The following is a 25293-nucleotide window of genomic DNA, read 5'->3' on the forward strand; positions in this document are numbered from 1 at the left end:
CGTGCTTCTCCTCCCTGCTCGCTGTCACACCCATCGCGTAGGCTCGAAGGCGTACTGATCCACCGGAGGAGAGGTACCGAGCCAACACTCTTGGGGAGGGGGCCCAGTGCTCATCGACACCTACGGTCGTGTGGCCACCGACCTGCGCGTTTCACTCACCGACCGGTGCAATCTGCGGTGCACGTACTGCATGCCGGAAGAGGGCCTGCAGTGGCTGGCCAAGCCCGACCTGCTCACCGACGACGAAATCGTCCGGCTGATCGGCATCGCCGTGCGGGACCTGGGCATCGAAGAGGTCCGCTTCACCGGCGGTGAACCGCTGCTCCGCCCCGGCCTGCCCGGCATCGTCGAGCGGGTCGCCGCCCTCGCCCCGCGCCCCCGGATGTCGCTGACCACCAACGGCATCGGCTTGCAGCGCACCGCCGCCGCACTCCGCGACGCCGGCCTGGACCGCGTCAACGTCTCCCTCGACACCCTGCGGCCGGACGTCTTCCAGGCCCTGACCCGACGCAAGCGGCACGACGATGTCCTGCGCGGTCTGGAAGCGGCCCGCGCGGCCGGTCTGACCCCGGTCAAGGTCAACACCGTCCTGATGCCGGGGCTCAACGACGACGAGGCCCCCGACCTGCTGGCCTGGGCCATCGCCCATGACTACGAGCTCCGCTTCATCGAGCAGATGCCGCTGGACGCCCAGCACGGCTGGAAGCGCGACGGCATGATCACCGCGGGCGACATCCTCGACTCGCTGCGCACCCGCTTCACGCTCACCCCCGAGGGCGAGGACGAGCGGGGCTCAGCGCCCGCCGAACGCTGGATCGTCGACGGCGGGCCGCACCGCGTCGGTGTGATCGCCTCCGTCACCCGCCCGTTCTGCCGGGCCTGCGACCGCACCCGGCTGACGGCCGACGGCCAGATCCGTACCTGCCTGTTCGCCACCGAGGAGACCGATCTGCGCACCGCCCTGCGCTCCGGTGCCCCGGATGACGAGATCGCCCGCATATGGCAGCGCGCGATGTGGGGCAAGAAGGCGGGCTCCGGCCTGGACGACCCCTCGTTCCTGCAGCCGGAGCGTCCGATGTCCTCGATCGGCGGCTGAGCCGGCCGGTGTCAGCGGTCCGATGCAGTGACCGGTGCCAGCGGTCCGGTTCAGTGACCGGTGTCAGCGGTCCGAACCGGCGGCCGTCGCCGGTGACCGGCCTCAGCGACCGGCCTCAGTGACCGGCGGCCGAAGCCTCCCACTCCTCCAGCGTCACGACATCCTTGAGGAAACCGCGCACGCCGAGGAACTGCGACAGATGCTCCCGGTGCTCCTCGCAGGCCAGCCAGGTCTTGCGCCGGTCCGGGGTGTGCAGCTTCGGGTTGTTCCAGGCCAGCACCCATACGGCGGCGGCGCGGCAGCCCTTCGCGGAACAGATGACGGTGTCCCCGGCGGGGCCCTGGAGGTTAGGGGAGTTCACGGCCTCAACCCTACGTGCTGCTCACGGCCCCGGGCCCGGCCACCGCGCCCCGCGGGCCGGCGGACATGACGACGCCGGGCAGCCACGGGGGGAGCCGCCCGGCGTCGGTCCGTCGCTCCGACGGGGGATGCGGAGCGCGTACGCAGTATGTCACGGGGGAGGGTGCCCGGTGCACCGGAACTCCATGATTGATCTGAGCTTTTCTTGAGCTTTGCAGACCGGGTGATGATCAGCCGTGGTCGTGCGGTGCGGCGGAGGAGCCCGCCGCCGGACGCTCCGGTACGGATTCCGCCGGAGCGTCGTCGGCTCCCGGCGTCAGCATCGGCCGGGTCGGGCCCGCGACAAAGGTCTTCGGGAGCGAAGGGACGTTCTCCCGGCCCGCGTTGGCGATCACCACCGCGATATAGGGCAGCGCCAGACCGAGCACCAGCGTCGCGATGGCGACCGGCCGTTCGATGTTCCACAGCACGACGGTGAGCACGACGGACACCGTCCGCACCGCCATCGAGATCACATACCGCCGCTGCCGTCCGCGCACATCCTCGGACAGGCCCTGCCGTGCCCCGGTGATCCGGAAGGCCTGGCCGCTGCTCTGCTTCCGCATCACGTTCCACCGCCTGCTCAGTCGTGCCGGATTCTCCCCGGTATCCGGTCGGTTTCCACGGTACGCCGCGGCCGTGCCGCCTTCGAGACCGGGGCACGACCCGTTCCGGCGGGTCTGCCATCGCCACCGGGGGTGTCCCTCCCACCCCGGTGCGCACGATGGTTCCCGGCGTGCGCCGTAGCCGGTGCCGGGCGACACTTACGGGGCGAGTGTCCATCTGCACCGTGCCGCGGGAGGAGTCGACATGACGTGGTTGTGGGCCATCATCGTGGGCCTGGTGCTCGGCCTGATCGCGAAGGCCATCATCCCGGGGAAGCAGCAGATCCCGCTGTGGCTGACCGTGATCTTCGGCATGCTGGGCAGCGTCCTCGGCAACTGGGTGGCGACCGGCATCGGGGTCAACGAGACCCGGGGCATCGACTGGATCCGGCACCTGCTGCAACTGGCCGGCGCGATCGTCGTCGTCGCCGTCGGCGACCGTCTCTGGGTCTCCATGCGGGACCGCAAGAAACACGCCGCCTGAGGGCTGTCCCGTAGGCCAGATCTCCCCGGCCGTGTCCCGTAGGCCAGATCTCCCCGGCCGTTCCGGACCTGCGGGCCCGGCACGGCCGGGAGTCGTACGACACGGGCGGCCGGAGCGCATCCCTGCGCACCGGCCGCCCGTGTCATCCGCCGTCTCAGCGGCCGTCGAGCTGGGCCAGCTTCCGTCCGGCCTTGAGGTACGCGACCCCGGCCGTGTCGGCCAGCTTCTCGGCCAGCACCTCACCCAGCGGCCGGACCGAATCGGCCTCCGCGAGCGTCACGGTCTGCTGCCCGTCCTCGCCCTCCACGACCAGCCGCAGCGCATTCTGCTTGGCCAGCCGCCGCGCCGCCGAGGCGCTGGGCGTGAACTCCAGGATCTTGGTCAGCACCGTCGCCACCGTCTCCGCGCCGTGCGCGGTGACATCGACGACCGGGAGCGAGTCCACATCGGAGAACGACTTCTTGGAGAACTGCGCCACGAAACCGGCCCGCGCCGCCATCGCCGCCTCCATGCCGTACAGCGCCGCCACGACCTCTCCCGCCAGGACCTTCTTGAGGTCCATCGGGTGCAGCGAGCGGTCCGTGACCCGGCCCAGGACGAGCGCGATCTCCGCGTCCGTCCACTCCGTCCAGGCCTTCAGGTACGGCTCCATCAGCCGGTCGGGCACCGACATGATCTTGCCGAAGACATCGTCGGCGGGGGCGCTCAGCCCGACGTAATTGCCCTTGGACTTGGACATCTTGGCGCCGGTGCCGTCCGTGCCCTCGATCAGCGGCATGGTCACCACCAGCTGCGGCCGCTGCCCGCGCAGCTCCATCAGCTTGCGGCCCATCTGCAGATTGAGCAGCTGGTCCGAGCCGCCCAGCTCCACATCGCACTCCAGCGCCACCGAGTCCAGGCCCTGCGCGATGGGGTACAGCAGCTCCGTCATGGTCAGACCGGAGCCGGCCGCAAGCCGGTTGCGGAAGTCCTCGCGCTGCAGCAGCTGGGAGGCCGGCACCTGGGCGAGCAGCGTGAGCAGTTCCGGGAAGGTGTACGGCGCCAGCCACTCGCTGTTCTGCCGGAAGCTGACCTTCTCGAAGTCGAAGAAGGGCCGCACCTGTTCGCGGTACGTGGCGAGGTTGTGCGCGATGTCCTCGTCGGTCAGCGGCGGGCGCTCGGCCGTACGGCCCGACGGGTCGCCGATCTTGGCCGTGAAGTCACCGATGATCAGGGTGACGTCATGGCCCAGCCGCTGGAACCGGCTCAGGACGATCAGCGGCACCGCATGCCCCAGGTGGACATCGGTGGCCGTAGGGTCGATGCCCAGCTTGATGTGCAGGCCCTGGCCGGCCGCCCGGCGCTCCTCGATCCGCTCGGCCAGCTTCTCCACACCCGGCAGGACCTCGACCGTACGGGCCGCGATCAGCTCGGCCTGCTCCTTGGCGGGCAGGTCCGTCAGGTCGAGATAGCGCCGCGCGCCCGTCTCCTGCAGCAGCTCCCGGACCGTGGCGTCCGAGGAGAGGTCGGCGGAGAGCAGGGTGGTGGCGCGGGCGACGGATTCGCCGAGGCGTGTCATGGCGTTCCTGATCGATCGTGGTTCCCGAACGGGTGGACAAGCGGACAGTCTATTAGCCCCGCAGGACGCACCCGCGCCGTCCGCCCGCCACCGGCCTGCCCGGTCACCGGCCCGCCCCGCCCGCCGGCCCGCCACCACCCGCCGGGCGGACGCCCGCGGCCTCACACCCCGCGGCTGACCGAGCTCATATGGAAGTCCGGGATGCGCAGCGCCGGCATCGCGGCCCGGGTGAAGTAGTCGCCCCACTCCCGCGGCAGGGTCCGCTCCGTACGGCCCGCCTCCACCGCCCGGGACAGCAGGTCCACCGGCGACTCGTTGAACCGGAAGTTGTTCACCTCGCCGACCACCTCGCCCCGCTCCACCAGGTAGACCCCGTCCCGGGTCAGCCCGGTCAGCAGCAGTGTCGCCGGGTCGACCTCGCGGATGTACCACAGGCAGGTCAGCAGCAGCGCCGGGCCGTCGTGCCCGGCGGCGGCCACCATCTCCTCCAGGGAGCGCGAACCACCGCCCTCCAGAAGGAGGTTGTCGATGCCCGGCGCCACCGGAAGGCCGGTCAGCCCCGCGCTGTGCCGGGTGGTCGGCAGCCGGTGCAGCACGCCCTCGCGAAGCCACTCGGTGGCCGTCAGCGGCAGCCCGTTGTCGAAGACCGACGCGTCGTCGCCGGAGGAGTGCGCCAGCACGAACGGTGCGCACTCCAGACCGGGCGCCCGCGGGTCGCTGCGCAGCGTCAGCGGCAGCTCGCTGAGCCGTTCGCCCAGCCGGGTGCCCGCCCCCGGCCGGTCCGCCGCGCCGCCGTCGGCCGGCCGGGAGAAGACCGTACGGCCCTCGACGGCGTCCCGGGCCCCGGAGGACCACAGCTGGTAGACGAGCAGGTCGGCGACGGCGGTCGGCGGGAGCAGGGTGTCGTACCGCCCGGCGGGCAGCTCGATCCGCCGCTCGGACCGGCCCAGCCGCCGCGCCAGCTCACCGTCCAGCTCCCGCGGATCGACGTCGGTGAAGTCCCGGGTGGCCCGGCCGGCCCAGGCCGAGCGGGGTCCGGCCGCGCCGGTACCCGCGGACTTGGCGTTCAGCTCCAGCGTTCCGGTGGGCTGGTCGTGCCGCAGCCGCAGCCCGGTCGAGGTGCCCAGATACGACGAGACGACCTCGTGCCGGGCGAAGCCGTACAGCTCCCGGCCGCCCGCGCGGGCCTGCCGGAAGGACTCGCCCAACGCCGGGGCGAAATCCGCGAACACCTCCGAGGAGGTCTCGGCGGGCGCCTCGGTGAAGTCGGGGGACACCTTCCCGCCGCCGACCAGCGGCTGGGCGTCCTCGGCGGGCCCGGCGTCCCTGGCGGCCGCCTCGGCGGCCCGCACCAGCGGCTCCACGTCATCCGCGGTCACCGCGGAACGCGAGACGACACCGGACGCCGTGCCCCGGCCGCCGTCCACGGTCGCCACGACCGTCAGGGTGCGCCCACGGGTCACGCCGTTGGTGGTGAGCGCATTGCCCGCCCAGCGCAGATTGGCGCCGGAGTGCTCATCGGCGATGACCACACAGCCGTCGGCGCGCGAGAGCTCCAGGGCCCGCTCGACGATCTCGTGCGGCCTGTTCCTGCGCGGGGTACGCGTGCTCATCGACCGGCCTCCTGGTGGAAAGCGGACTGCTCGGGTGGGGTGATGCCAGGGTCTCGACTGGCAACAGAGCTTATCGAGCGGTCTACCCGGCCATGGCGCGCTCTGCCAAGGGCGCACCGTGCCCGAGGGGCGTCCCCAGGCCACTTGGGCGACCCGGCGGAACCGGGCACGGGGAGCCGCCTGAAGGCAGACGTCCGCCGGCGCGTGGGGGGCGGGCCGTCGAGGGTCCGGTGACGTTTCGTGCGCCCGGCCATTCGGGTCATCTGCGGTCCGATGCCTGGACGCGGTGTGCCGGCGGTGCCTTACTGCTGGGAGTGGTAATCCGGCGGGCCGTCCATCCCTCACCGGGGGTGGACGGCCGTGCCGTGGAACAAGCATGACTTCCCGGTCCGGCTCCGTATGCGCGCCCCGGATGAGGAGATTTCACCACCCGCTGAGCCATGGCGAACATGGCGGTCCGGGTGGCCGGCGGCCCCTGACAGAAGAGGCTGTCATGGAAATCGCAGGAAATCGGACACTCGCGCAGTCGCTCGCCTCCCTTGCGGCCGGCGGTGAGGCGACGCAGATGAGCAAGGAGGCGCAGGCGACCCTCGCGTCGGCTGTCGCCTCGATGCTCTCGCAGGGATGCGGAGCCCTCCCGTTCCCGGGCCGGCCGGTCACGGCGGCGTCGCCGGGCGTGGCGACGCTGCTCGCCAATGCCCTGGTACCCGTGGGGACCGGGCCGATCGGCGTGGAGATCACGCCGGACGGGGCGTTCGCCTACGTGGCGGACAACGGCGGCAACACGGTCAGCGTCATCGACACCGCCACGAATCTGGTGACCGCCACCGTCACGGGCCTGAACGGGCCGATCGACGTGGCGATCACCCCGGACGGCAACTTCGTCTACGTCACCAACGGCAGCAGCAACACCGTCAGCGTCATCGACACCAGCACCAACCTCGTCGTGGGTTCCCCCATCACCGTCGGCTCCAACCCGTTCGAGATCGACATCACCCCGGACGGGGCCTTCGCCTACGTGGCCAATCACGGCAGCGGCACGGTCAGCGTCATCGACACCAGCACCAACCTGTCGATCGCCACCATCACCGTCGGCAGCACGCCGAACGGCGTGGCGGTGAGCCCCGACGGCCTGACCGTCTACGTCACCAACTCCGGCAGCGGCTCGGTCAGTGTCATCGACACCGCGACGAACCTGGTGACCGCCACCGTCGGCGTCGGCAGCACCCCGATCGGCGTGGTGTTCACCCCCGACGGCAACTTCGCCTACGTGGCGAACAACGGCTCCAACACGGTCAGTGTCATCGACACCACCACCGGCCCCCCGAGCGTCGTCACCACCATCAACGGCTTCGCCACCCCGGCCGGTGCGGCGGTGAACCCGGACGGCACCTTGGTGTTCGTGGTGAACTTCGGCGCCAACAACGTCAGCGTGATCGACACCAGTACCAACACGATCCTCACCACCCTGGCCGTGGGCACCCAGCCCTCCCGGGCCGCGGTGACCCCGGACGGCAACTTCCTCTACGTCACCAACAACGGCAGCAACAACGTCAGCGTCCTGCAGATCCGGCCGATCGTCACCAGCATCACCCCGGGTTCCGGATCCACGCTCGGGGGCGATCCGATCACGATCTCCGGCAGCGGCTTCACCGGCGCGACCTCCGTCACGCTCAACTCCACCCCCGTCGCCAGCTTCATCGTGGTCGACGACAACACCATCACGGCCACCACGCCCGCGCACGCCGCCGGAACCGTCCAGGCCAGCGTGACCGTGCCCCTGGGCACCGGAACGGGCGGCAGTTTCACCTTCGTCCCGCCCCCGCCCACGATCACCAGCATCAGCCCGAGCTCGGGCACCACCTCCGGCGGCACGCTGGTCCTCATCACCGGCACCAACTTCACCGGCGCGACCGCCGTGAGCATCGCCGGAACCCCGGTCACCAGCTTCCAGGTGGTCGACGACACCCACATCTCCGCGATCACCGCGCCGCACGCACCCGGTACCGGCCTGGTCTCCGTCACCACCCCCGGCGGCACCGCCAACGGACCGGTGACCTACACCTACGTCACCCCGGCCCCGACGATCAGTGGCTTCAGCCCCGCCTCCGGCAGCACCGCGGGCGGCACCCAGGTCACCATCACCGGAACCGGGTTCACCGGCGCCACCGCGGTCAGCATCGCCGGGGCCCCCGCCGCGAGCTTCCAGGTGCTCAACGACACGACCATCGTCGCCGTCACCGCACCGCACGCACCCGGGAGCGGCCCGGTCTCCGTCACCACCCCGGGCGGAACGGCCGTCAGCGGCACCAACTACACCTACGTCACACCGGCGCCGACCGTCACCGCCATCTTCCCCAGCAGCGGCCCGGCCGGCGCAAGCACCCAGGTGTCCATCAGCGGTACCGGCCTGACCGGCGCGACCAGCGTCACCGTCAACGGCACCCCGGTGCCCTTCACCGTCGTCTCCGACAACGAGATCACCGCGACCCTGCCCCCGCACGCGGCCGGCACCGTCACGGTCACCGTCACCACCCCCGGAGGCAGCGCGAGCATCCCCTTCACCTACACCCGCGACCGCACCCAACTGACCGCCACCCCCGCGATCGTCCAGGTCTTCCCGCCCCACCCCTACGCCGGGATCCTGACCGCGACGCTGACCGACCTCGACACCGGAGCGCCCCTCGCCGGACAGCCCATCACCTTCACCACCGGCAGCACCACGCTGTGCACCGTCGTCACCAACGCGCAGGGAGTGGCGACCTGCCCGGCCGTCCTGGCACTGCCGCTGATCATCCTCAACGGCGGCTACACCGCCACCTACGCGGGCAACTCCAACCACCAGCCCGCCACCGCCCACGGAGCCGTCATCACCTTGTGACGGTCCGACAGCCGACAGCCGACAGCCGACAGCCGACAGCCGACAGCCGACAGCCGACAGCGGACAGCCATCGGAACCTGCTCCACTCGGCACGGCGACACGAGCATGCACTCCGTGCTCCCGGGCCGCCGCCCCTCGACGAGGGGCGGCGGCCCAGCCCCGTCCTACGGGTTCCTCCGGACCCCCGTTCCGCGTCCGTGATCGTCGCCCACGCCCCCCGGACGGGGTTCGAGCCGGCGCTCACGACAGCGAGCCGGGGCCCGTACTTCCAGGTCAGGGAGCTTGACGCGCAAGGGCGGGTGCTCGGGACCTCCACAGTGGTGAGGCTGACCGGATGACGGCGCCCGTGGCCCCGTGCGGGACCCTCAGGAACGCCCCGACTCCTGTGCCGTGTTGAGGATGTTGACGTCCCGGAACAGCGCCGAGGGACAGCCGTGCGACACCGCGGCGACCTGGCCCGGCTGGGCCTTGCCGCAGTTGAAGGCCCCGCCGAGCACGTAGGTCTGCGGTCCGCCGACCGCCTCCATGGAGCCCCAGAAGTCGGGGGTGGTCCCCTGATAGGCAACGTCCCGGAGCTGTCCGCACAGGCGTCCGTTCCGGATCGCATAGGCCCGCTGCTCGGTGAACTGGAAGTTGTACCGCTGCATATCGATCGACCAGGACCGGTCGCCGACGACATAGATGCCGCGCTCCACCCCCGAGATCAGCTCCTCGGTGGACGGTCCGTCCGGGGCCGGCTGCAACGAGACGTTCGCCATCCGCTGGACCGGCACATGGCCGGGGGAGTCCGCGTACGCGCAGCCGTTGGAGCGGTCGAAGCCCTTCAGTTTCGCCATTCTGCGGTCGAGTTGGTAGCCGACCAGGGTCCCTTCCTTGACCAGGTCCCAGGACTGGGCGGCCACCCCCTCGTCGTCGTAGCCGATGGTCGCGAGCCCGTGCTCGACGGTCCGGTCGCCGGTGACGTTCATCGGCGCGGAGCCGTACGCCAGCTTCCCGAGCTGGTCGAAGGTGGCGAACGAGGTGCCCGCGTACGCCGCCTCGTAGCCCAGCGCCCGGTCCAGTTCGGTGGCGTGCCCGATCGACTCGTGGATCGTCAGCCACAGATTGGACGGGTCCACCACCAGGTCGTACGTGCCGGCCTCGACGCGCGGCGCGCGCATCTTCTCGGCGAGGTACTCCGGGATACGGGCCAGCTCACCGTCCCAGTCGTGGTGGTCGCCGGTCAGGTACTCCCAGCCGCGGCCGGCCGGCGGGGCGAGGGTGCGCATCGAGTCGAAGTCGCCGGTCACCGGGTCCACCGCGACCGCGGTCAGTTCGGGGTGCAGCCGCACCCGCTGCTGGGTGGTGCCGGTGCCCGCGGTGTCGGCGTAGAACTTGTTCTCCTGGACGGTCAGCAGCGAGGCGTCCGCGTGGGCCACGCCCGCGGCGCCCAGCAGCCGGGCGCTCCACTCGGCCAGCAGCCCGCTCTTCTCGGCGTCCGGTACGTCGAACGGATTGATCTCGTACGAGGAGACCCAGGTGCGGTCCGGGTGGGTGGGCTCGTCGGCCAGCTCGACCCTCTCGTCGGAGCCGGCGGCCCGGATGACCTCGGCCGACAGCTTGGCCATCGCCACCGCCTGCGAGGCCACCCGCGCCGCCGCGTCCATGGTCAGACCCACCCCGGAGGCGAAGCCCCAGGCCCCGCCGTGCACCACCCGGACCGCGTACCCGAGGTCGGTGGTGTCCGAGGTCCCGGACGTACGGGCGTCCCGCAGCCGCCAGGACGCGCTGCGGATCCGCTCCAGGCGGAAGTCCGCGTGGTCGGCGCCCAGCGCGCGGGCGCGGGCCAGCGCCGCATCGGCCAGCGCGTGCAACGGCAGCGCCAGGAATGTTTCGTCAACGGCATGGGGTGCAGGCAAGGAGTCCTCCCGTGGTCGGCGCCTGCATCATGCCCTGCCGGGCGCCCGTGGCCCAGGGCGCGGCGGTGTGCGGCGGTGCGCGGCGCCGGAAGTCGGCCAGGGCGTGCGCCCAGGTGCCGGGCGCCGGTGCGGGCGCGGATGGTGGCCGCCGGGGGCGCGCCGCGGGCACGCACGGTGGCCGCAGAGGGGGCGCGCCGCGGTGGTGGTTCTGTGGAGACCCGACAGTGACCGGCGCCCGTGCCTGTCCGTGCTGGATTCCACCTAAAGGCTCCGTGACCGATAGTTTCGTATCGAACGCAGGACGGACAGGAAACGGAAAGGGTGATCTCTTGAGCCGCTCGGTTCTGGTCACCGGAGGTAACCGCGGCATTGGCCTCGCCATTGCCCGTGCCTTCGCCGAGGCAGGCGACAAGGTCGCCATCACCTACCGCTCGGGCGAGCCGCCCGCGGGGTTTTTGGCCGTGAAGTGCGACATCACGGACAGCGAGCAGGTCGAGCAGGCGTACAAGGAGATCGAGGAGAAGCACGGTCCGGTCGAGGTGCTGGTGGCCAACGCCGGCGTCACCCGTGACCAGCTGCTGATGCGGATGTCCGAGGAGGACTTCACCTCGGTACTGGAGACCAACCTCACCGGCACGTTCCGGGTGGTCAAGCGCGCCAACCGGGCGATGCTGCGGGCCCGCAAGGGCCGCGTCGTGCTGATCTCGTCCGTGGTGGGCCTGATGGGCGGCGCGGGCCAGGCGAACTACGCCGCGTCCAAGGCCGGCCTGGTGGGCTTCGCCCGCTCGCTCGCCCGGGAGCTGGGCAGCCGCAACATCACCGTCAACGTCGTCGCCCCCGGCTTCGTCGACACCGACATGACCCGTGTGCTCACCGATGAGCAGCGGGAGGGCATCGTCAAGCAGGTGCCGCTCGCGCGGTATGCGCAGCCCGAGGAGATCGCTTCCTCGGTCCGCTTCCTGGCCTCCGACGAGGCCGCGTACATCACCGGAGCCGTCATTCCTGTCGACGGCGGATTGGGCATGGGTCACTGATCAGCATGAGTGGAATCCTTGCAGGCAAGCGCATCCTGGTCACGGGTGTCCTGACCGAGTCGTCGATCGCCTTCCAGGCGGCCAAGGTCGCCCAGAACGAGGGCGCCGAGGTCATCCTGACCGGCTTCGGCCGGCTCTCGCTCGTCGAGCGGATCGCCAAGCGGCTGCCCAAGCCCGCCCCGGTCATCGAGCTGGACGTCACCAACCAGGAGCACCTGGACGGGCTGGCCGACAAGATCCGTGAGCACCAGGGCGAGGGCGCCCGCCTCGACGGCATCGTGCACTCCATCGCCTTCGGCCCGCAGGGCGCCTTCAACTTCCTGGAGGCCGAGTGGTCGGACGTGGGCACCGCGGTGCAGGTCTCGGCGTACTCGTACAAGTCGCTGACCATGGCCTGCCTGCCGCTCATGGAGCACGGCGGCGCGGTCGTCGGCCTCACCTTCGACGCCCAGATCGCCTGGCCCAAGTACGACTGGATGGGCGTGGCCAAGGCGGCGCTGGAGAGCACCAACCGCTACCTCGCGCGTGACCTCGGCCCCAAGGGCGTCCGCTGCAACCTGGTCTCGGCAGGACCCATCAAGTCGATGGCCGCCAAGTCCATCCCCGGCTTCGAGGAGCTGGCGGACGTGTGGAACCACCGTGCCCCGATCGGCTGGGACCTGGCCGACCCGGAGCCGGCCGGCCGCGGCGTCGTCGGCATGCTGTCCGACTTCTTCCCCCGCACGACGGGCGAGATCGTCCACGTCGACGGCGGTGTGCACATGATGGGCGCCTGACGCACCGGCGCTTTTGCGCTGCACGTCCGCGCTGCTCGTCCGTACTGCCCGTTCCGGTCCGCCGGGGCGGGCAGTACGCGTTCACGGGCGAGGCGGTCTGCGTTCGCGGGCGGGCGGTGCGGGTTCACGGGGCGGGAGCCGCCGGGGCCCGCCCGGGATGTGGTGCGTGCGGTGTGTGCGGCGTGCGGTGTTCCGCGGGTCAGCCGAGGTCCGGGAGGCCGGGCCGGCAGCCGAAGGGGTGGGCGCTCGCTTCGGCGGCGGCCCGGTCGCCGTCGCCCGCCCGGATCGCCTCGACCAGCCGGGAATGGTCCCTATGGGCCTCGGGCCGCAGCTCCTCGCCCACATCGGCCCGCAGGAAGTCGCGCAGCACGCCCCCGAGGTCCGCGTAGATCTCCGCCAGCACCTCGTTGTGCGAGGCCGACACGATCGCCATGTGCAAGGTCGCGTCCGCCTGCACGAAGGCCTCCGCCGCGCCGGACTCCCAGGCCCGCTCGCGCCGCTCCAGCAGGGCGTCGAGCTGCCGCAGGTCCTGTGCGGTGCGGCGCTCGGCGGCGAGCCGGGCGGCCGACGCCTCCAGGGCACTGCGCAGCTCGGCGACGTGTCCGGGCTCGGCCGCCGCGAACCGGCGGTTCATCACCCCGGCCAGTTCACTGGTCGCCACCACGTATGTGCCCGAGCCCTGCCGGATGTCCAGCAGCCCGTTGTGCGCCAGTGCCCGTACGGCCTCGCGGACGGTGTTGCGGGCCACCCCGAGCTGTTCGACGAGCGCCGGCTCGGTCGGGATACGGGAGCCCACCGGCCACTCGCCGGACGTGATCTGGGCGCGCAGCTGCGCGATCACCTGGTCGGACAGCGCCGACCGGCGGGGCGAGGTCAGAGGCATGGCTGCACTCCGGGGTGAGGGGGACGGCGGACGGGGGCGGTGCGGCGCCCGGCGGAGCCTTGCGGCCACCGGCGCCGGCCGGGCCAGCAGAGGGTATCGATACCGGCTGGACAAGCATTCATCCCATGATTCTATGATGGCGCCTATGGCAGACGACGACCTCGCGACCCTCGGCCCCGCCGCCGGGCCCCATACGACCCCCGCCGACCGGCCCGCCCACGGCACCGGACGCCCGCAGCCGGGCCTCGGGAAAGCCGCTCAGGAGCACCACCACCAGGCGACCGGGCAGGACGGCCACCGGCTGCGGTGGATCGTGATCGCCGGTCTCGTCCTCGCCGCGCTCAACCTCCGCCCGGCCATCACCAGCCTCGGCGCGCTGCTGGAGGAGGTCCGCGACGGTCTCGGCATGAGCGGCACCGTCGCCGGCCTGCTGACCTCGGTACCCGCGCTGTGCTTCGCCGCCTTCGGCATCGCCGCACCCCGTCTGGCCAGGCGCTTCGGGCCCGGCGCGGTCGTCTGCGCCGGGATGGCCGCGATCGCCGTGGGTGTCGCGGTGCGCCCGTACGCCGGCGGCACCGGCGGCTTCCTCGCCGCCAGCGGGCTCGCCCTGGCCGGCATCGCGGTCAGCAATGTCCTGATGCCGGTGGTCATCAAGAGCTGGTTCGCCGACCGGGTCGGCCCGATGACCGGGCTCTACTCCATGGCGCTGGCCCTGGGCACCTCGCTCGCCGCGGCGCTCACCGTGCCCATGACCGATGCGCTCGGCGGGAGTTGGCGGACCGGTCTGGCGGTGTGGGCGGCGCTCGCGGCGGTCGCCGTGCTGCCCTGGCTCGTGGTGGTACGGCAGCGCAGGGCCGCCGCCGGGCCGGCCACGGGCGGCCCGGCACACAGCGGGGAAACCACCTTGCGGATCACCTCCTCGCCGACCGCCTGGGCGCTGGCCGTCTTCTTCGGACTGCAGGCCACCGCCGCGTACATCACGATGGGCTGGATGCCGCAGATCTTCCGCGATGCCGGGGTCTCGGCGGGCACCGCAGGGGTGCTGCTGGCGGTCACCATGGCGATGGGCGTCCCGCTCTCCTTCGTCCTGCCGCGGCTGGCGGCCCGGATGCGGCATCAGGGTCCGCTCGCGGTGCTGCTCGGCCTGTGCGGCCTGGCCGGCTACGCCGGACTGTGGCTGGCACCGGCCGCCGGTGCCTGGGCCTGGGCGCTGCTGATGGGCATCTCCAACTGCGCCTTCCCGCTGGCCCTGACGATGATCGGGATGCGTTCGACCAGCTCCGCCGGGGTCGTCAAGCTCTCGGCCTTCACCCAGAGTGTCGGCTATCTGATCTCCGTTCCCGGACCGCTGCTGGTCGGCACGCTCTACCAGCACAGCGGCGGCTGGGGGCTGCCGATCGCCCTGATGGCAGGGCTGATGGTGCCGCAGATCGCGGTGGGTGTGCTGGCCGGGCGGGACCGCCGGATCGAGGACGAGACCTGAGTGCGACACTGGGCGCATGCCAGTGCTCGAACCGAATCCGCAGGGCAGCCAGAAGAAGCTGCTCCTCGTGCTGGGCGTCATGCTCGGCGTGACCGTCCTCGTCGCGATCATTGCGAGTATCGCGGCGCCATAGGGAGACCCCCTGGGTGTACTCGGCCGGGGGTCGGACGGGCCGGGGCCGGGGCCGGACGGACCGCGGCCGGCCCGGGCGCGGGTGGGCGTGCCCCGTCCCCTAGGGGATCTACGCCAGGGTCGAGTGGGGGGCTTCCCGGATAGGAACGGCCGCCGGGAATCCGTAGCTTCGAAGAGCACCGCACACAGCGGTGGGCGTGCCGCGGTCCGCGGTGGCGCCGCCCTTCGATGCGCCACGGAGGCGATGCGCATGTCCGCCGTGCCCAGCCGGCCGGCCGCCGCCGAGGCCCGCAGCCACCCCCTGCGGATGCGCCTGCCGTGGTGGGCACTGGCCCTGCCGGTGATCTCCTTCACGGCCCTGCTCATAGTCGTCACCGGTCCCGCCGAGGCGAGGGCTGCGAGCGCCCCGCAGGGCCTGGTCGCGCTGCTGGAACTCCTGGCCCGGATCGTGCGCGGCGGTGCCTGACACCCGCCCGCCGCCCGCGCCTCATCTCGCGGAGGGAGCACTTCAACACCCCGCGCCCCGTGCCGCCTTTCGTGCGAAGCTGGGACGCATGAGCGCCGATACACCCCGCCGGATTGTCCTCCTCCGACACGCGAAGGCCGAATGGTCGGAGACCAGCGATCATGAGCGTCCGCTCGCCGAGCGCGGCCGCAAGGATGCCCCGGTCGCCGGCCGCTGGCTGGCCGGAGCCGGGATCACCCCCGATCTCACCCTGTGCTCGACCTCAGCGCGTACCCGTGAGACCTGGAAGCTCGCCGTCCACGAGCTCCCGCAGCGACCCAAGACCGTCTATGAGGAGCGGATCTACGAAGCCTCCCTGGGCGAACTCATCGCGCTGCTGAACGAGACCTCCGACGACGTCACCGATCTGATGCTGGTCGGCCACAACCCCGGCGTGCATGCCCTCGCCGACGCGCTCTCCGGCGACGCCGAGGGCGATCTGCTGCCCCGGATGAACCGCAGCGGCTTCCCGACCGCCTCGCTCGCGGTGCTCGCCTTCAACGGCTCCTGGAAGTCCGTCGAGCACGGCGTCGGACGCCTGGTCGCCTACTGGACCCCCCACGGATAAGGCTGCGGACCCCGCGCCCACGGAGTGCGGGGAAGCGTGACGCACGCGAGAGGGCCCCGGCACCCAGGCGCCGGGGCCCTCTCCCCGTCCGTCCTCGTCCTCCGCCGGGCGGCGCTCCCTGCCGCGGCCGTGCCGACCGGGCGGGGCCGGGCCGAGCCGGGCCACCGGACCAGGCCTGGCCGGGCCAGGCCGGACCGGGCCGCTCAGCCGACCAGCGTGTCCGCCGCCTCAACCTCTTCGCGGGTGATCCCCAGCAGATACAGCACGGTGTCCAGGAACGGTACGTTCACCGCGGTGTGCGCCGCCTCCCGCACCACCGGCTTGGCGTTGAAGGCGACACCGAGCCCGGCCGTGTTGAGCATGTCGAGGTCGTTGGCGCCGTCCCCGATCGCCACGGTCTGTGCGAGCGGCACCCCGGCCTGCTGGGCGAACTCCCGCAGCAGCCGCGCCTTGCCGGCCCGGTCCACGATGTCGCCGGTGACCCGGCCGGTGAGCTTCCCGTCGACGATCTCCAGGGTGTTGGCCGAGGCGAAGTCCAGCCCCAGCTCCTCCTGCAGTGCGTCGGTGACCTGCGTGAAACCGCCCGAGACGACGCCGACTTGATAGCCCAGCCGCTTGAGCGTCCGCACCAGGGTGCGGGCCCCGGGGGTGAGCCGCACCTCCTTGCGCACGGCCTCGACCACGGACGCGTCCAGCCCGCCGAGCAGCTCGACCCGGGCGTGCAGCGACTGCTCGAAGTCCAGCTCACCGCGCATCGCGGCGGCGGTGACCTCGGCGACCTCGGCCTCACAGCCGGCATGCGCCGCGAACAGCTCGATGACCTCGTCCTGGATCAGCGTCGAGTCGACGTCCATGACCACCAGCCGCTGCGCCCTGCGCTGCAGCCCGGCCGCCACCACCGCGACATCCACGCCGAGCCGCGCGGCCTCGGGGGCCAGCACACTGCGCAGCGCCTCGGTCGCCGCACCGGACACCGCGAACTCGACGGCGGTCACCGGATACTTGGCGAGACGGAAGATGCGGTCGATGTTGCCGCCGGTGGCCGTTATGGCGGCGGCGATCGCGGCGGCGGTCTCCGCGGTGAGCGGGTGCCCCAGCACGGTGACGTGCGAACGCCCGGTGCCGCGCGGGCGGTTGTCGCCGCGGCCGGAGATGATCTCCGCCTGGAGGTTCAGCGACTCGGCCCAGCTGTGCACGGTGGCCCGCAGGTCGCCTTCGGAGGTGCCGGAGGAGCCCTCGGCGGGGGAGGGGGCGGTGACCAGTGCGCACAGCGTGATGCGCCCCCGGGTCACCATCTGTTCGATGTCCACGACATCGACGGAGTAGGCAGCGAGGGTGTCGAAGAGACCTGCGGTGATGCCGGGCCGGTCCTTCCCGAAGATCTTCACGAGAAGGGTCGGTACGTCATCGCCCGGTACGGCGGTGGCAGGCGGGGTCTGCGATGCGCTCATGGTGCCCTTACGGTAACCGCCGGGCGGTCGCCTCCGTACGGGTGTCCGGGGTTCGGACCCGCGCGGCCCGGTCCCGCCGCGCCCGCACCCCTGTGCCGTTGGCCCCGGCGGCCCGTCGATCGTTATCGAGTCGTGTCCGGCTCACCTCGCGCCGCCCGACCAGGGCATCCGCCCCGGCGCGCCAACCCGCCTGCCGGGGCGACGGGTTCGGCGCGCCGGCGGTGCGCGGACGCGGCGGACCGGGCGGTCGGCCCGGGTGCGTATCCGCTTCCTCCCATAATGCGGCCTCCACCGCGGACGTGCAGGGCGTCGGCGGCGGGCCGTACCGCTCCCGCCGGAGCCCCTTCCGTCCGGAATACCCGTTATCCGGTGGTCTCCGGGTATCCATGGGTGCTTCCCGCGCTCCGAGGGGCTTTGACGGGCAGCGGCGCACCCATCTGCACCCCGGCCCCGTCCCGGTTACCGGTCCACGGGCCGAGCCTGAAATAGTTCCTCACGATGTTCACCATCCCTGGACTTCCCATACAGGGCGTCACTCGGGGGACTATGTAATGGGGCGTGGAGTGCCTGAACTCGTACTCGAATTGAACGGTAGGACCTGGACGCTCGACCCGTCCCGGTCCTACAACGTGGGCCGTGATCCGCAGGGCGACATGGTGCTCGACGACGCCAGGGTCTCCTGGCGGCACGCCACCGTGCGCTGGGCCGGCCACAGCTGGATCATCGAAGACCAGGGCAGCACCAACGGCACGTATGTCCAGGGCCGGCGGATCCACCAGATGGAGATCGGCCCCGGCACGAGCGTGCATCTGGGCAACGCCACCGACGGCCCCCGGGTGACCCTGTCCGCCGGGGCGCAGGCCGCCGACGCGTTCGGGGCGCAGGCCGCGCAGGCCGCGAGGGCGCCGCAGCAGCAGCCCGCGCAGGGCTGGCAGGCGCCCCCCGCGCACCAGCCACCGGGCCACCACCAGCCGCCCGCCCAGCAGGGCTGGCAGGCGCCGCCGCAGGACCAGCAGCAGCCGTACGTCCCGCCGCAGCAGGCCCAACAGGCCCAACAGGCCCAGCAGCCCCCGCAGGCCCAGCAGCCCTCACAGGCCGTGCCCCCGCAGCAGGCCCGGCAGTCCCCGCAGGCCGGCGCCCCGGCCCACGGCGACCGCAGCCCGACCACGTTCCACCGCCTCGACTCGGGGCGGGTGATGCGCATCGGCCGTGCGCTGGAGAACGAACTGGTCGTCTCCGACCTCCAGGTCTCCCGCCACCACGCCGAGTTCCGCGCCACCCCCGACGGCCGGTTCGAGATCCACGACCTCGGCAGCCACAACGGCACCTACATCAACGGCCAGCCGGTCCCCAAGTCCGGCAAGGCGCCGGTCGGCCCGAACGACATCATCGGCGTCGGTCACTCCACCTTCCGGCTGGTCGGCGACCGCCTGGAGGAGTTCGTCGACACCGGTGAGGTCTCCTTCTCGGCGCGGCACCTCACCGTCACCGTCGACGGCGGCAAGCAGATCCTCAAGGACGTCTCCTTCGGCGTCCCCGAGAAGTCCCTGGTCGCGGTCATCGGCCCGTCAGGATCCGGCAAGTCGACGCTGCTCAAGGCGCTGACCGGCTACCGCCCCGCCAACCAGGGCGATGTCCTCTACGACAACCGGAACCTCTACAAGCACTTCGCCGAACTGCGCCAGCGCATCGGTCTGGTCCCGCAGGACGACATCCTGCACAAGGAGCTGACCGTCGAGAAGGCCCTCAGGTACGCGGCCAAGCTCCGCTTCCCCGGTGACACCGCGGACGCCGAGCGCAAGGCCCGGATCGACGAGGTGCTGCACGAGCTCAAGCTCCACGTCCACAAGGACAAGAAGGTCACCTCGCTCTCCGGCGGCCAGCGCAAGCGCGTGTCGGTGGCCCTGGAGCTGCTGACCAAGCCCTCACTGATCTTCCTGGACGAGCCGACCTCCGGCCTCGACCCGGGCATGGACCGCGATGTCATGCAGCTGCTGCGCGGCCTCGCCGACGACGGCCGTACGGTCCTGGTCGTCACGCACTCGGTGGCCGAACTCGCGCTGTGCGACAAGCTGCTGGTGATGGCCCCGGGCGGCGGCGTGGCCTACTTCGGACCGCCCGAGGAAGCCCTCAACTTCTTCCAGTACGACTCCTGGGCGGATGTCTTCTCGGCGTTCGAGAACTACCGCGACTACGACTGGATGGGGCGCTGGCGCGGCTCCCCGCACTACCAGATGTACGCCGCGGACATCGATTCCGTCGCCCCGCAGTCGGTCGATGTCCAGGTGCCGTCGGCCCGGATACACAAGTCCCAGAGCTGGGGCTCGCAGCTGTGGACGCTGATGCGCCGCTATGTCTCGGTGCTCGCCTCCGACCGGGGCTTTCTGGGCCTGATGGTCATCCTGCCCGCGGTGCTCGGCGTGGTCTCGATGCTGATCCCCAGCGACTACGGCCTCGGCTACGGGCCGATCAACAAGATCGGCGGCCGGCCGAACCGCGATGCGAGCACCATCATGCTGATCCTCGCGGTCGGCATGTGCTTCTCGGGCGCCGCCAACTCGGTGCGCGAACTCATCAAGGAACGGGTGATCTACGAGCGCGAACGGGCCACCGGCCTGTCGCGGTCGGCGTATCTGATGTCCAAGGTGATCGTGCTCGGGGTGGTCACGGCCTTCCAGGGCGTGATCATCGCGACGATCGGCTTCTGGACCCGGAACCTGCCCTCCGAGGGCCTGATCCTGGCGAGGTCCCCGCAGATCGAGATGGCGCTGGCGATCATCGCACTCGGTTTCACCTCGATGATGTTCGGCCTGGTCATCTCCTCGCTGGTGAAGACCGCGGAGAAGACCATGCCGCTGCTGGTCATGTTCGCCATCGTCCAGGTGGTCTTCACCGGTGTGCTCTTCCAGCTCTTCGACACCCCGGGCGTCGCACAGTTCGCCTGGCTGATGCCGTCGCGCTGGGCCGTCGCCGCGATGGGCACCACCGCGGACATGAACACCCTGCTGCCCTGGGAACCGGGCACCCCGGACCCGTTGTGGAAGCACCAGACTGGCGTCTACGTGATGGACATGATCATCCTGATCGGCCTGGGCGTCGCACTCGCCTTCGTCGTCGCACGGCTGCTGCGCCGCCATGAACCCGAGGTCATGCGCAAGTAGCACCGCGCCGTGCGCCGCACCGCGCACCGCACCGGCACGCCCGAGGGGCGGCACCCGAGACCGGGTGCCGCCCACCGGCACGCCCGAGGGGCGGCACCCGAGACCGGGTGCCGCCCCTCGGCGGTGTGCGCGACGGCGGACTGCCTGAACCGGCGGCTCAGTACGCCGAGTTGACGTTGTCCATCGAGCCGTACTTGGCGGCCGCGTAGTTGCAGGCGGCGGTGATGTTGGCGACCGGGTCGTACAGGTTCCAGGAGGTGCCTTCGACGTGGTACGTGTTGAAGGTCGGCGCGATGACCTGCAGCAGGCCCTTGGACGGGGTGCCGTTGATGGCGTTGATGTCCCAGTTGTTGATGGCCATCGGGTTACCGCTGGACTCGCGCATGATGTTGCGGTGGATGCCCTCGTACGAGCCGGGGATGCCCTTCTTGGCCATGATGGCCAGCGACTCGCGGATCCAGCCGTCCAGGTTGTCCGGGTAGGTCTTGGCGGCCGGCTTGGCGGCGGTCTTCGCGGGCACCGGCTTCACGGTCGGCTTCGCCGCGGCGGGGATCGCGGTGCGTACGGCGGACCGGCTCGCGGCGGCCTTGGTGGCGCGCGCCTTCTCGGCCTGGGCCTTCGCCTTGGCGGCCTTGACGGCCGCGGCCTTCTTCGCGGCGGCCTCGGCCTGGCCCTTGGCGGCCGAGCTGTCGGCCTGCTTGGCGATCGAGGCCTGCTGGGCCTTGGCGGCGGTACCCACCGCGCTGAAGGCGACCGGCTTCACGTTCTCGACAGTGGTGGCCTGCGCCGCGCCCTGACCGGCGTCGGCACCCGGAACGGCGGTGAAGACCAGAGCTGCGGCACCGGCTGCGGCGACACCGGCGACGGAGAGCTTCTGCGTCCGGGTCAGGCGGCGGAGACCAGAAGTGGCGTGCTGAGGCATGGCGGGACAGACCTTCCGATGGGGGGACGCCGCACGGGCCCGAAGTGGTGGCGAACGCCGTAATTCCCTTCACGGCGCCGAGCGACGGGGCCATTCTTAGCGGCCGGAAATTCCCCCGGCAAAGGTGTGACGTACGATCCGGGTTAGTGGAACCCTGGCGGTGGATATTGCGTCCCGAAGAGGACTTTCCCAGCTCACGCAGTAATGCGGGGTCCACTAACCCGGCTCGTAAGTGACCTGCGTCCTATGTGCGGCGTCACAGTGCGACGGTGTTTGTCTCGCCGGACGTAATTGCAAACGCACAGTCCGTATGCGTCATATCCCCGCCCGGATACGGCGACGGAATCCTGGATCACCCCCGGCCGTGCGGCCCGTCCGGGGCGCCGCGGCACACTCTCCGCACCCGGAACTCAGTCGGGCAGCACGAGATGCAGATCGCCGAATTCATGCCACAGATAGCGCCGCCGCACCGCCGCCGCGTAGGCCCGGCGCAGCGCCTCCCCACCGTCCGCCACCGCCCGTAGCATCAGCAGATGGGAGGCGGTGGGCTCGTGCAGGCCGGTGAGCAGGCCGTCCACCGCCCGCACCCCGCGCTCCGGCGTGACCACCAGCTCCGTCCAGCCGGCCGCGGCCCGCACCCGCCCGTCCGTGCCGGTCGCCGACTCCAGGGCCCGTACGGCCGTGGTCCCCACCGCCACGATCCGCCCGGCCGGGGCGCCCGGACGCTGTCGCCGCGCCGCCGCCCTGCGCCGGGCCCGCGCCGCGTTCACCAGCCACGCCGTGACCGGCGGCACCACGAACCGCTCCGCATACGGCGGCTCGAACGCCTCCGCCGAGGCGACCCCCGTGTGCAGCGAGACCGGCGCGAACTGCACCCCCTTGCTGACCAGCCGCGCCACCAGCGCGGCGGTGAAGGGCCGGGCGGCACTCGGCATCTCCGCGCTGCCGCCGCCGGGGGAGTCCACCGCGAACACCGTCCGGTACGCCTCCAGCGGCTGGTCCCGGTCCGTGTAGCCGTAGCGGATCGGCCGCCCGTGGCGCCGCATCAGCCCGTACACCTCCGCGCCCGCCACCCGCGCCCACCACAGCCGGGCGCTCCCGGGAGCCAGCGGGGCCCGGAGCTCCAGCCGCGCCCCGCCGGGCAGCCGCACCACCGCGCCGGCCGGGCCGCCCGCCCGCGGCACGGTGCTGCCCCGCCCGTCCGGACTCCGCAGCTCCACCGCCCAGCAGCCGTCCACCGCCCGGCCCGCCGGGTGCCAGCGGTCCGCCCGCGTGGAGAAGTGCACCACCACCGGCTCGCCGCGCCCGCGGCCGTCGCCCACCCGTCCGTCCACCGCCGCCGGCAGCGTCGGCGAGGTGTTCACCACCAGCACGTCCCCGGCCGCCAGCAGGTCCGGCAGCTCACCGAAGCCGTGGTGGCCGGGCTCGGCCGACCCCCGGCTCACCATCAGCCGTACGGCGTCCCGGCCGAGGCCGGGCCCCCGCTGCTCGGCCGGCATCCCGGCCGACAGCTCCGCCGGGACCTCCACCGCCTCCGTGATCACCGGGAGCTCCCCCCGTCGGACCCGGGCGCCCCGTCGGACCCGGGCGCCGCGTCGGACGGTTCCGCGCCGTCGGACGGTTCCGCCTCGGCCGCCGCGTGATACCGCCCGCTGGGGGCCTTGTCGTCCAGCAGGCGCAGCACTCCGGGGACCACGGCCTCGGGCAGTGGCCGCCCGGAGGTGTCCTCGTCCGGCGCGGCGGCCGCATACAGATCGGTCCGCATGTCCCCCGGATCCACCCACCACACCCGCAGCCCCGGCTCCTCCACCGCGAGCACCGCCGACTGCTGGTCCAGCGCCGCCTTCGTGGCGCCGTACCCGCCCCAGGTCGGGTACGCCTCGACGGCCGCGTCCGAGCTGATGTTGAGCACCGCCCCACCCGTCCGGGCAAATGCCCCTTTTGCCCGGATAGTCTTACCGCTTTCCGGTTCATAGCTGGACGAATCGGACGTTCCGGCATTTCGGGCATTCTCGACGTAAGGGTGTGGATCGTATTCCACTCCATTTCCGACATCCCCTATATAAGGAGCATTCCCTATATAGGGGGTAGCTTCCTCGTACGAGGACAGGTAGGAGGAATTCCGCAAGAGCGGCAAAGCCTCCTGGACGAGTCCGAGCGGTGCCACCACATTCACCTCCAGCGCCGCCCGCAGCCCGTCCAGCGGATGGTCCGCCAGCCGCGCCAGCGGCTCGGCCCCCAGTGCGCTCGCGTTGTTCACCAGCAGATCGAGCCCGCCCAGCGCACCGGCCGCGGCCACCAGCGCCGCCCGGTGCCCCTGGTCCGTCACATCCCCGGGCAGCGCGACCACCCGCACCCCCGCCCCGCGCAGCTCCCGCGCCGCCTCCTCCAGCGGCCCGGCCGACCTGGCGTCCACGACCAGATCCCACCCCCGTGCCGCCAGCGCCGCGCCGAGCGCCCGGCCCAGCCCCTTCGATGCCCCCGTGATGACCGCCACCGGCATGATCGCGTCCCCTTTCGGTCCGGACCGGGATCCCGGCCCGCCCTCACCGTAGGAACGCCGCGAGCCCCCGGACGTCGGCCGCCGGACCGGCCGTGGCCAGGGCATTCGGCCTAGGCCGGGCGGCGTAGCCGGGGGCCGCCGCCGGACCGATACGCGCTGGTCGCGCCGCCGGTACGGTGAGCCCATGAGCAACGGACCGGGAGCCGGAATCCCCGCGGTGAGCACCGCGATCCTGGCGATGAGCAGGCATCTGGAGGTGCGCGACGTCCTCAAGACGATCGTGGCCTCGGCCCGCGAGCTGCTGGACGCCGAGTACGCCGCCCTGGGCGTGCCCGACGACCACGGCGGCTTCGCCCAGTTCGTGGTGGACGGCGTCAGCGCCGAGCAGTGGAAGGCCATCGGCCCGCTGCCCCGCCAGCACGGCATCCTCGCCGCGATGCTGCACAACGCCACCCCGGAACGGCTCGCCGACGTCCGAGAGGACCCCCGCTTCGGCGGCTGGCCTTCGGCCCACCCGGACATGTCCGACTTCCTCGGCCTGCCGGTCGCCGACGGCGACGAGATCCTGGGCGCCCTCTTCCTGGCGAACAAGCGCTGCCCCAAACCGGCCGGTGACTGCGGTTTCACCGAGGAGGACGAGCGGCTGCTCGGGATACTCGCCCAGCACGCCGCCATCGCCCTGACCAACGCCCGCCTCTACGAGCGCAGCCGCGAGCTGACCATCGCCGGGGAGCGCGCCCGGCTCGCCCACGAGCTGCACGACGCGGTCGCCCAGAAGCTCTTCTCGCTCCGCCTCACCGCCCAGGCCGCCACCGCGCTGGTCGACCGCGACCCGGCACGCGCCAAGGACGAGCTCCACCAGGTCACCGCGCTGGCCGCGGAGGCCGCCGACGAGCTGCGGGCCGCCGTCATCGAACTGCGCCCCGCCGCCCTGGACGAGGACGGCCTGGTCGCCACCCTGCGCTCCCAGGCCCAGGTCCTGGACCGGGCCCACTCCGCACGGGTCACCTTCGCCGCCCACAGCGTCCGGGCGCTGCCCGCCGCCCAGGAGGAGGCGCTGCTCCGGGTCGCCCAGGAGGCGCTGCACAACGCCCTGCGGCACTCCGGCGCCGAGCTGGTCGGGGTGACCCTCACCCGCAGCGGCCAGGGCGCGCTGCTGCGGATCGCCGACGACGGCTGCGGATTCGACCCCGGCGCGGTCCGCCGGGCCGGCCGCCACCTGGGCCTGGTCTCGATGCGCGACCGCGCGAGCGGCGTCGGTGGAAAGCTCACCGTGGAATCGGAGCCCGGTAAGGGCACCACTGTCGAGATGGAGGTGCCCGGTGGCTGATACGGACAGGA

General features: G+C 71.9%; 21 protein-coding genes. 11 read left to right on the plus strand and 10 right to left on the minus strand.

The window, feature by feature from the left end:
* Positions 1-106 precede the first annotated feature (106 nt).
* A complete protein-coding gene (moaA, locus tag D9V36_RS33375; protein ID WP_129297046.1) occupies positions 107-1096 on the plus strand; it encodes a GTP 3',8-cyclase MoaA in 990 nt (329 codons plus the stop codon).
* A 115-nt stretch (positions 1097-1211) separates the two neighbouring features.
* On the opposite strand, the gene D9V36_RS33380 is transcribed toward moaA, so the two are convergent.
* A complete protein-coding gene (locus tag D9V36_RS33380; protein WP_129297047.1) occupies positions 1212-1457 on the minus strand; it encodes a hypothetical protein in 246 nt (81 codons plus the stop codon).
* A 229-nt stretch (positions 1458-1686) separates the two neighbouring features.
* On the minus strand, positions 1687-2061 hold the full coding sequence (locus tag D9V36_RS33385) for a DUF3099 domain-containing protein (protein ID WP_129297048.1): 375 nt from the start codon (positions 2059-2061) through the stop codon (positions 1687-1689).
* Between the two features lie 244 nt (positions 2062-2305).
* On the opposite strand from D9V36_RS33385, the gene D9V36_RS33390 reads away from it, so the two are divergent.
* Positions 2306-2584, plus strand: coding sequence for a GlsB/YeaQ/YmgE family stress response membrane protein (locus D9V36_RS33390; RefSeq protein ID WP_129297049.1), 279 nt, complete (start codon positions 2306-2308; stop codon positions 2582-2584).
* 154 nt (positions 2585-2738) lie between these two features.
* Here D9V36_RS33390 and tyrS read toward each other — a convergent pair whose 3' ends face one another.
* Positions 2739-4142, minus strand: a complete 1404-nt coding sequence (gene tyrS / locus D9V36_RS33395; protein ID WP_129297050.1) for a tyrosine--tRNA ligase — start codon at positions 4140-4142, stop codon at positions 2739-2741.
* 161 nt (positions 4143-4303) lie between these two features.
* Complete coding sequence (locus tag D9V36_RS33400) at positions 4304-5755, minus strand: metallopeptidase TldD-related protein (protein ID WP_129297051.1); 1452 nt, start codon at positions 5753-5755, stop codon at positions 4304-4306.
* 493 nt (positions 5756-6248) lie between these two features.
* Between D9V36_RS33400 and D9V36_RS33405 the strand changes: the two genes are divergently transcribed.
* Positions 6249-8636 (plus strand): IPT/TIG domain-containing protein, encoded by a 2388-nt coding sequence (locus tag D9V36_RS33405; protein WP_164993084.1) that lies wholly within the window; start codon positions 6249-6251, stop codon positions 8634-8636.
* Positions 8637-9001: 365 nt separating this feature from the next.
* On the opposite strand, the gene D9V36_RS33415 is transcribed toward D9V36_RS33405, so the two are convergent.
* Complete coding sequence (locus D9V36_RS33415; protein ID WP_129297054.1) at positions 9002-10534, minus strand: TldD/PmbA family protein; 1533 nt, start codon at positions 10532-10534, stop codon at positions 9002-9004.
* A gap of 329 nt (positions 10535-10863) precedes the next feature.
* Between D9V36_RS33415 and fabG the strand changes: the two genes are divergently transcribed.
* Positions 10864-11568 carry a 3-oxoacyl-[acyl-carrier-protein] reductase gene (fabG, locus tag D9V36_RS33420; RefSeq protein ID WP_129297055.1) on the plus strand — a complete coding sequence of 235 codons (705 nt, stop codon included), beginning with the start codon at positions 10864-10866 and terminating at the stop codon, positions 11566-11568.
* Between the two features lie 5 nt (positions 11569-11573).
* Positions 11574-12344, plus strand: a complete 771-nt coding sequence (gene fabI / locus D9V36_RS33425) for an enoyl-ACP reductase FabI (protein WP_042161549.1) — start codon at positions 11574-11576, stop codon at positions 12342-12344.
* 199 nt (positions 12345-12543) lie between these two features.
* On the opposite strand, the gene D9V36_RS33430 is transcribed toward fabI, so the two are convergent.
* Positions 12544-13227, minus strand: a complete 684-nt coding sequence (locus tag D9V36_RS33430) for a FadR/GntR family transcriptional regulator (RefSeq protein WP_129297056.1) — start codon at positions 13225-13227, stop codon at positions 12544-12546.
* A gap of 145 nt (positions 13228-13372) precedes the next feature.
* Here D9V36_RS33430 and D9V36_RS33435 point away from each other — a divergent pair, with 145 nt between their 5' ends.
* From D9V36_RS33435 to D9V36_RS33445, 4 genes are all read left to right on the plus strand, one after another.
* Complete coding sequence (locus D9V36_RS33435; protein ID WP_129297057.1) at positions 13373-14710, plus strand: CynX/NimT family MFS transporter; 1338 nt, start codon at positions 13373-13375, stop codon at positions 14708-14710.
* Between the two features lie 16 nt (positions 14711-14726).
* A complete protein-coding gene (locus D9V36_RS42730; RefSeq protein WP_256331552.1) occupies positions 14727-14843 on the plus strand; it encodes an SGM_5486 family transporter-associated protein in 117 nt (38 codons plus the stop codon).
* Positions 14844-15092: 249 nt separating this feature from the next.
* Entirely contained in the window at positions 15093-15308 is a 216-nt protein-coding gene (locus D9V36_RS33440; protein WP_129297058.1) for a hypothetical protein, read from the plus strand.
* Between the two features lie 88 nt (positions 15309-15396).
* Positions 15397-15915, plus strand: coding sequence for a SixA phosphatase family protein (locus D9V36_RS33445; RefSeq protein WP_129297059.1), 519 nt, complete (start codon positions 15397-15399; stop codon positions 15913-15915).
* Between the two features lie 203 nt (positions 15916-16118).
* Here D9V36_RS33445 and serB read toward each other — a convergent pair whose 3' ends face one another.
* Positions 16119-17366, minus strand: coding sequence for a phosphoserine phosphatase SerB (serB, locus tag D9V36_RS33450; RefSeq protein ID WP_129297060.1), 1248 nt, complete (start codon positions 17364-17366; stop codon positions 16119-16121).
* A 551-nt stretch (positions 17367-17917) separates the two neighbouring features.
* On the opposite strand from serB, the gene D9V36_RS33455 reads away from it, so the two are divergent.
* Positions 17918-20527 (plus strand): ABC transporter ATP-binding protein/permease, encoded by a 2610-nt coding sequence (locus D9V36_RS33455; RefSeq protein ID WP_129297061.1) that lies wholly within the window; start codon positions 17918-17920, stop codon positions 20525-20527.
* Positions 20528-20684: 157 nt separating this feature from the next.
* Here the strand turns inward: D9V36_RS33455 and D9V36_RS33460 are convergent, their stop codons facing one another.
* From D9V36_RS33460 to D9V36_RS33470, 3 genes are all read right to left on the minus strand, one after another.
* The gene (locus D9V36_RS33460; protein ID WP_129297062.1) at positions 20685-21449 is read right to left on the minus strand and encodes a transglycosylase SLT domain-containing protein; all 765 of its coding nucleotides are present in this window, start codon (positions 21447-21449) and stop codon (positions 20685-20687) included.
* 410 nt (positions 21450-21859) lie between these two features.
* A complete protein-coding gene (locus D9V36_RS33465) occupies positions 21860-22990 on the minus strand; it encodes an S-adenosylmethionine:tRNA ribosyltransferase-isomerase (RefSeq protein WP_129298859.1) in 1131 nt (376 codons plus the stop codon).
* Entirely contained in the window at positions 22990-23952 is a 963-nt protein-coding gene (locus D9V36_RS33470) for an SDR family NAD(P)-dependent oxidoreductase (protein WP_129297063.1), read from the minus strand. The genes D9V36_RS33465 and D9V36_RS33470 overlap by 1 nt, the downstream gene beginning before the upstream one ends.
* 184 nt (positions 23953-24136) lie before the next feature.
* Between D9V36_RS33470 and D9V36_RS33475 the strand changes: the two genes are divergently transcribed.
* Positions 24137-25282: a GAF domain-containing sensor histidine kinase gene (locus D9V36_RS33475; protein WP_129297064.1), complete on the plus strand. Its 1146-nt coding sequence runs from the start codon at positions 24137-24139 to the stop codon at positions 25280-25282.
* Positions 25283-25293: the final 11 nt, after the last annotated feature.

Origin of the sequence: Streptomyces lydicus (assembly GCF_004125265.1) — a bacterium.
GTDB lineage: Bacteria > Actinomycetota > Actinomycetes > Streptomycetales > Streptomycetaceae > Streptomyces > Streptomyces lydicus_C.